The sequence below is a fragment of the Capnocytophaga sp. oral taxon 863 str. F0517 genome (assembly GCF_000466425.1).
Taxonomy (GTDB): domain Bacteria; phylum Bacteroidota; class Bacteroidia; order Flavobacteriales; family Flavobacteriaceae; genus Capnocytophaga.
Map to the genome: position 1 here is coordinate 64,001 of NZ_KE992129.1, position 8,048 is coordinate 72,048.

The window sequence follows — 8,048 nt, forward strand, 5'->3', positions numbered from 1 at the left end:
CTGTCCTCTACATACACACGTACTTTCTTCTCTACCTTGCCCGTTTCTGGGTTCTCTTCTTCATAATCCGTACGCTGTACGAAGTAGGTCACCTCTTCGCCTGCCGGTACATTATCCACTCGTTGTAGATAGTGTGCCTTGGCCTCTTCTGCCGTATGGTATTGAGCAGAACCGAAGTATACCGTGTACTTCTGCTTACCTCCTTCTATCTTCACCTTCAAGAGGTTCAAGTCGTTGGCCACGCTGGTGTTGGTAATCTTCAGCGGTGGATAGTACTCTATGTTCAAGTCTCGTATGTCTTGGCATAATGGCAAGTCGCTCATCCTTGGGTTGTCCTTATCAAAATAGTACAAGTACAACTTATAACGATTCAAGCCTTCTTGGAGTGCTCTGGCATTGTTGAGCTGGTTGACAAGTGTCGCATGCTTGATACGGTACATGTTGTGGGTGTTGTCCCCTCCTACTGAGCTGGTTCCTTCGAACTCATATCGCTGGGTCGGTAGGCTGCCGCCTTCCACTCCGATGGCATAGCGCAAGCGGTTGGCTGCTCCATGGATACTTGGGTTGATTACCAAGTATGGGGTCGTTACCGATACATATACGTCGTAGGTCGCTTCGGCTGCCGTGTCGCTGTTCACTCCTCGGGCTCCAGCCACTACCAAGACTTTGTTGTTCTCATCGATCACACTGTTACATTGGTACTGTTGGGTTATCACCCCTGCTAAGTCCACTCCTTCGATGATCTCGAAGTTCTTACGCTCCTTACAATCATTCGAGTCGGTTACCAAGAGCATATACTTACCTGCTGCTAAGCTAGTGATGTCAAATGGAGTGGCCACACGCACGCGCTGACCGCGCTTGCTGGTGGAAGTACCATCTTCCTTGAACAACTCCCAGTTATAAGGTGAGTTACCTCCGTCGAGCACATAGGTGATCTTACCATTGGTTTCTCCCTTACAGCCTACATGCTGGATGGCTTGCTGAGTGATTGAAATCCTTTGTGGTGCCTCCACTGGGATGTTGATCTTCTCAACGATACAGCCATATTGGTTATCCTTCACCGCTACCGTATAGGAGCCTACCTTGAGGTTGCTGAACACATTGTTGGTTCCTTGCCATTGGTAAGTACCATCGGCCTTCTTCATACCATATTCGAAGTCTTCTGAACCTCCGTGAGCGGTGATCACAAAGGAGGCATCCGCACTGTCGTGGCATTTTACCTTAGGTACATTCGGTACATCGTCTATCGTAATGGGTGACTTAGGTGCCACAGTAATCGGATCCGATGTTTGGTAGCATTCCTTATGACCGGTTACCTTGTGGTATACACGGATCTTATAGGTCTTGGTCGTATTGCCTCTCAGGTCTACATCTAAGTTGAACTTCGCATTGTCATGCGCCTCGAAGACATTGGAGTTCTCCCTCTCAAGGGCATAGCGTACATTCAAGGCCAAGTTGGTCGGTGTTACACTTGCTTCCACTACATATTTGATCACCCCATCGACACATTCGTACTTACCTTCGCTTAGGTGTAGCTTCACCTCTGATCCTTTTTCGATATGTACAGAGGTTTCTGCCAAGCATTTGTTATTCTTATCCTTCACCACAATGGTGTGGTCTCCAGCGGAGAGGTTTTCTAGCTTCGTTCCGTTAGGATCTCCGCCGCCATCTCCAAGGGTAAAGTAACGGATAAAGGCGCCGCCATCTATACTTATCTTATACTCCTTGTTGTCGCTTACCTCTGAGTAAGGCACCCCGCCGTATACTCTTAGGCGTGCTTCTCCATCGCTGGCTCCTTCACAGCTTTCGTGTAGGGTGAACTCTGGGTTTACAGTCACACTAAGTGGTTCTGGTTCGTTGACGATGAACTCTATCACGTCATCGGCTATCGGAGTGAGCTCTCCTTCTTTGTATATCTCATGAGGACGGCAACCGTTCTCGTCTTGTACTATCACAAAGTATCTTCCTGGTGCCAAGCTATCGATCACACCGTCTGGTTTTTCTAAGAATCGATCCAAACGTGGAGAGATCGCATAGGTGAGCTTTCTTCGGGTTCCGCTTAGGTAATTCAATCCATCGGTGTGGGTAATCTTAATCTTACCATCTTTCTCACCATTACACTTAACATCTTCTACCTTGAACTTCACCTTGAATGGGGTCTCTTCAGTGATGACAATATCTCCTGTAGAGACTATTCCACAGCCACCATTGGCTTGGGTTACCTCTGCCTTGTAAGTGCCTGCTGAAAGGCCTTCGAAGACTCCTTGGTTGTTCGAAGCCACTGTAGTGCTTCCCTTCTTCAGAGTGAAGGTATATTGCTCATCGGCCTTACCTCCTGTGGCTCTTACGGTGATCTTACCGTAGGAGGCCTGATAGCACTTGAGTGTCTGAACACTCTCTTCAGGGACATGGGTGATGGTCAATGGCGCTACCTTGCTCACTGGTACAATGTTACTTTGTCCTGAACAATAGTTTCCACTTCCATTATTGTCTTTGACTGTTACACGGTACTTCCTATCGACATTACCTCCATTGTTCTGGGCTTTTAGCTTCGCTGGGAAGTTGATGGTGGCCCCTGAGATACCTCCTCCGGTGATGTCAGAAGGTGCGGTGCTACCCAAAGATACAGGGTTGTTCTCATCCGTTACGTCAAAGATCTCTGCTGTATAGGTAGCACGAGCGCTTTCCATGCCTGGACGTGGATCTACCTCTACCAAGAGGTCTCCTGCCGTTGTACAGCCTGGCTGCTTGGTGATACGTGCACGGGCTAAGATCGTTCCTGGGTCTTTCACTATGATAGGATCGGTGTCCATATAATCATCCGCACACAATAGCGCTGAGTAGATACGTACAAAGTACTTACCAGAGCCTATATTGCGGAAGGTTACCGTTCCACGGGTCGTAGCATTATCATCTGGCAGGATCACTCCTAAGGAGGTGTTGGTCTCTGCATCGAAGAGCTCGTAGCTCAGACGTCCTTTCAGTTCAGCGGCTGTTCCTCCATCAGGGTGTGGGGTACCTGAAGGTACCATACCTCCGGATACGCCTACCAATCTCAAAGAGCCATCCTGTGCCCCTACACAGCTTGGGGTTACCGTTAGGTTGCTTGTAGGTGGTTGCAAGTCCATAAGCGCATTGTTATACTGCAAGAAACGATAGGTGTCTAAGTTGCGTACACAGCCTCGGCCGTCTCTCACTTGTATATAGTGGCTGCCTTCGCCCAAGCCTCCAAAGGTGGTCTCATTCGTCCAGCCGCCTTCTGCACCGTTGCTCACTATCTGGTATAGGTAAGGACCTCCCCAGCCTCCGGTTGGAGTGCCGGTAACGGCTATCTCTGCATCATTGTTGGGAACTCCATTACAGTAGGTCAAGCCCTTGGTCATGGCCGTAGTCACATTGATCATACTTGGACGTACCACTGTGGTCTCTGCTATCGCTTCACACTGGCTATCCACTACTTTTACCTCCACTTGGAAGCGAGTGGTCGAGCCATTAGGAGCCAAGCTATTGGATATGCTTACTGGGAACTCTACCGAAGGTTCGGTAGTGGCCGTGGACAATCCTGAGGTATAGCCTGGGCCTACCGTACTTAACTGGTAGGTATAACCATTCTGCTCGTAATCGCCTCCTTCTACCTCTATCTTGAACTTAAGATCTACATTCGGAGCGGAGCTGTCTATATCCGCACAGCCTCCTTCCACTAAGCTTAAGGTTACCCTTGGCTTCACGCTCTTGATCACCTTATAGTGTTCTGGCAATACATAGGTACACTTGGTGTCCTTATCCAGTACTGTAATGCGGTACTCTGCCTCATCTGTGGTGATGTTTGGCAAGCTAATATCTGCTGAGAGTCCTGTTCCTGGGATATCTGCCACAGGTCGCTCTCCTTGAAGATAGATTCCTACATCCGTATAGGTTCCTGTTCCTGGGTCTCGCTGCTCTATATGGAGGTTGTATCCATCGGTATTGGCTACATTACCACGGGTATGTACCTCAAACTTAATCTTCTCTACGGCTCCCGTAGCACAACTCATACGTTGGCTACGTGTTACCGATACAGAGTCTATCTTATGAAGTGTCTTGACTGTCTTGGCAAATGCCGGATAGTTCGTATCGTCTATCACACAGCCCTTGCCATCAGTGATCTTCACCTTGATAGGATAGTCAAAGCCTGTATCTGGCAATTCAAAGATATGAGACTCACTATAGTTCGAAGGCGTTGGGTAGGTTACCAATGGCTGATTCTTCACTTCTCTTTGAAGTACCGCATTCGAGCCATCCAATACCTCTATCGTATAAGGAGGAATACCTCCTGCTATCTTCACACGCAACTTGGCATGATCCGGACTTGGGGTCACTCCGTCTATCGGCGTGGTACTACAGCTTCTATCCACCAAGAGGGCACCTCCATTTGTATCTGATGGATCTGGCTTGATATATGGATTCTGGAAGATGCTTACTACATTCAATGGATCATTGGTTACATTATAGCCTCCACATACCCCATTGCTTGAGGACTTCACAAAAAGCTTATAATCAGAATTGCCTGCTAAGCCTTCTACTCTATAGCGTACCGAACCGGCTGGATCTGTAGGCTTGCTTGGGATACGATCTAAATCTGTAATGTCTTTTACTGATACAAAGGTTGTACTTCCAATAGGGGTGGCCTTTTGCAAGTCATATACAAAGGCTACATCCTCACGCGCATTCGCACTAGTCTTACGAATAAACTCGAAGCTACCAGTTTCCGTCGGGGTGTTATCACAATCCTCTACCTGCTTGATCTCTGCTCGGTCTATCTCATGACGTGTCTTAAGGTCTGTTTGTGTCTCGGCAGGGAGTATCTCTATGGTCTGGCTCGGTCTGTAGTCCGTACAACGGCTACCTGTATCCTTGATCCATACTACAAAGTAACGCTTGCTACCTCCTACCGGTAACGGAAGGTCTATCTCCTGCTCGTGGGCATTGGTGCCAGCTGGGCTGTAAGAGGAGACTAATGTACCCATTGGCGCAGCCAACGGTGTGGTATAGCTATCTCCTTGATTTACTTCTGTTACCTTGATCTCGTAGCGGAGTGCCGCAGCAAAGCTACTTGGTACAGTAGGTGCTGTCACAAAGTCTGAACCGCTGGTAATCACTGCCTTGAGCTTCGCTCTATATACACTGCTTGCATCACAGGCTATATCCTGTGTCTTATTAGCGGTGAATCTTAACTTAGGATATGCCAGTTTCTCATTACTTGCCAAAGAACCATAGTGTCCTGCATTCTCTGGAGTATCCGTTGTACACTTGCTATGTCTGTTGCGTACCTTTACCTTCGTATGGTCAAAGTAGGCTGGAATAGCTACTGTTGCTGGATTGGCAGGGAACTGGGTATAAGTAGCCCCTCCATCAATAGAGTATTCGTAGTCGGCAAAGGTGGCATGGCTACCTACCGCATTAAGAGCCGATAGGGTGATCTTAAGGGTATAGGTATCATTGCTATTGTCACAAGCAGAAGCCGCTGCCGTATCTATATCCAACTGGAACTTAGCCGTATGCTTGCTGTTGGCAAAGTGCTTCATGTTCGCCGCTGGTATGCTCGTACTTAGGGTACAACCCGTTCCCTCATCCTTTATCGTTAGTGTCAAGGCTGGCATTGTCGGTAGAGATACCGAGAAGTCACTCGCCTTGAAGTCAAAGGTAATAGGCGCATTCGGGCTGGTCACATTCCTTACCTGGATCGTTCTTCTTAGGAATGTATTGACATTCTTATCGAAACTGAAGGTATAAGGGCCTACTCCGCCAGTGGCCATACCACTGATGACTAATTGTCCCTTACCATCGGTACAGTTAATCGCCTTAGAACTATCGTCTACATTTATCGTACCTGCTACCATAGGGCTCGCTGGTGGGCTTACCACTACCTCATTGGTCTGTGATTCACAAGTACCACTAAGCATTCCCACTACCAAAGTGGTAGTTGTTGTAAGGGATGGAGGAAGTGGGGTTATACTAAAGCTATATACCGTTCCTGTTGGGGCTGGTGCCACAGAGGGTGCCGTTGTCCAACTCGTTGTGGTTCCTAAGCTGGTAAGGGTACCATCGGATCCTTTCTTATACAAGACAAAGCTTGTTGGGGTACCCGTAGTCACATTGATCTTAAGCTCTACCGGACTTCCTGGTGCTGAGGAACAGAGGTTTATCACATTGTCTCCCTGTGCTGAGGCCTCTAAGGTCGGTGGCGTAGTTGGCTCCTGTGGACTTACCGAAAGGGTACATACAGGGCCTGATGGACTGGTCTTGTAATTTACAAAGATCTCATTGTTTCTGCCTCGCTTCAAGGTAAAGGTCACTGGGGTACCGCCTGCATAAGTACCGATCTCTGCGGACTGGGTAGCCGTAGCTGTGGTAACACCTCCATTAGCGGTCTTATTGACCAAGAACTGTACATCATAGTAGGTACCTGCCGTGCCTAACTTCGCATCCACCGTATAGTCACCCGCACAAGCGAGCGCCGTAGCATTGGCTGTGGTCAAGTCATTGCTTGATGGCTGCAATCTTACCTCCGTGGTGGTTTTACACAAGAGGTTCGCACCACTATAGTTGGTCTCAGTGGCCTTTACCAAAGCCGCTTCTACCACATAGGTATGGTTGATACCTTCTCCACTAAAGACCGCACTGTTAGCCGCCATCGGTGATGCAGGAGCAGCTGTCTCTGTAATCCATGGTTTTGAATAAGCCACTCCATCTTTCTTGATGATTCTATATACCAACTTATAGTCCGCCGCTGGAGAGGCATCGTGAGTGAACTTCACCGCAAAGCTTCGGTCCTGCGCTCCACATGTATAATTGGCAAAAGTCTTCGAAACTGTTGCTCCCCATGTCATCGGTGCGATGGTCTCGGTGGAGGTACCGCCAGGGGTGATATTACAGCCTCCATTGCCTTCGTCTGTCACCGTAATGGTATAGGTACCTGAAGCAAGCCCTGTAATCTCATAGTTGTTCACTGTCATGGCTGGCACACTCGTATCTCCTGGCTGGATGGCTGGGGTACGGGCTATCGTATGTACAGTGGTGGTGCTGGAACCGCCATGTACTAAGGTGATCTTAAACGGCCCCTTACCTGTAATCGTATTGAACACCAAGGTTCCGCCATTATCTTCACAGTAGGCACTCTTGGCTGTACTTATCGCTGAAGAACCGGTTATGCTACTGGCTATGGAATTATGGATGGCGATATTGCTGGCTACCTTCTTGCCACAAGGTTCTGGCTCCAAGCCTGGGGTCGCATCCTTGATATAAATATCATACTTACCTGCGGCTAAGCCCGTAAATACATTGGATGTTTGGTAAGTACCTGGGGTGCCTCCTGCCGCTACTATCGCATATTCATAAGAACTACTTGCGCCTCCACTTACATTATTAACCGTAATCTTACCGGTTGTCGTTGGAGTCGATCCACAGTTCTGCGGCTGTACTACTTCATAGTCTCCCGAGGTGAGTGTCCTGATCTCTGGATGGATCACTACTGTCTTCTCCTGACCACAGATATAGCTATCTCTGGCTCTTATAACATATTCTACTCCCTTGTCCCAAGAGGCTACCGTAGCGGCTGGTACCTCATTGGACGGAAGGTTAGTCCATGTGGTATCCGATTTCTTCTTCCAAGCGTATTGCAGCGGCTGGCCATTGCTAGTGGTTACCCAAGTCGGGGTGATCACTATCTTGCCTATACCAGTGGATGAATTGCTCGCACAAGTAGCTCCATTGCCTACATAGCTCAAATCTATCTTCTGGAGCTTATTACGCGCCTTCATCACAAAGGTATACACCACATCCTTATTACATTCATTCTCATCTGATATGCTGATCTTATAAGTGCCCGCCGCAAATGAATAGCGGTAAATACCATTGGTCGGTGTCACCGTCGTGGTGATATTATTGCCATCCGTTACCTTGATGGTGTATTTCAAGGGGCCTGAAGCATCCTGCTTTCCTCCACTCAAATTGAAAATCGGATTTAGCGTGGAGTCATTCTGACGTGAACCATTCTGACCGAAGATTAC

Annotated in this window: 1 pseudogene; it reads right to left on the minus strand. The window is 48.3% G+C overall.

Annotation, left to right across the window (positions count from 1 at the left end):
- A pseudogene (locus tag HMPREF1551_RS13895) lies at positions 1-7,988 on the minus strand (hypothetical protein); the annotation flags it as partial.
- Positions 7,989-8,048 lie beyond the last annotated feature (60 nt).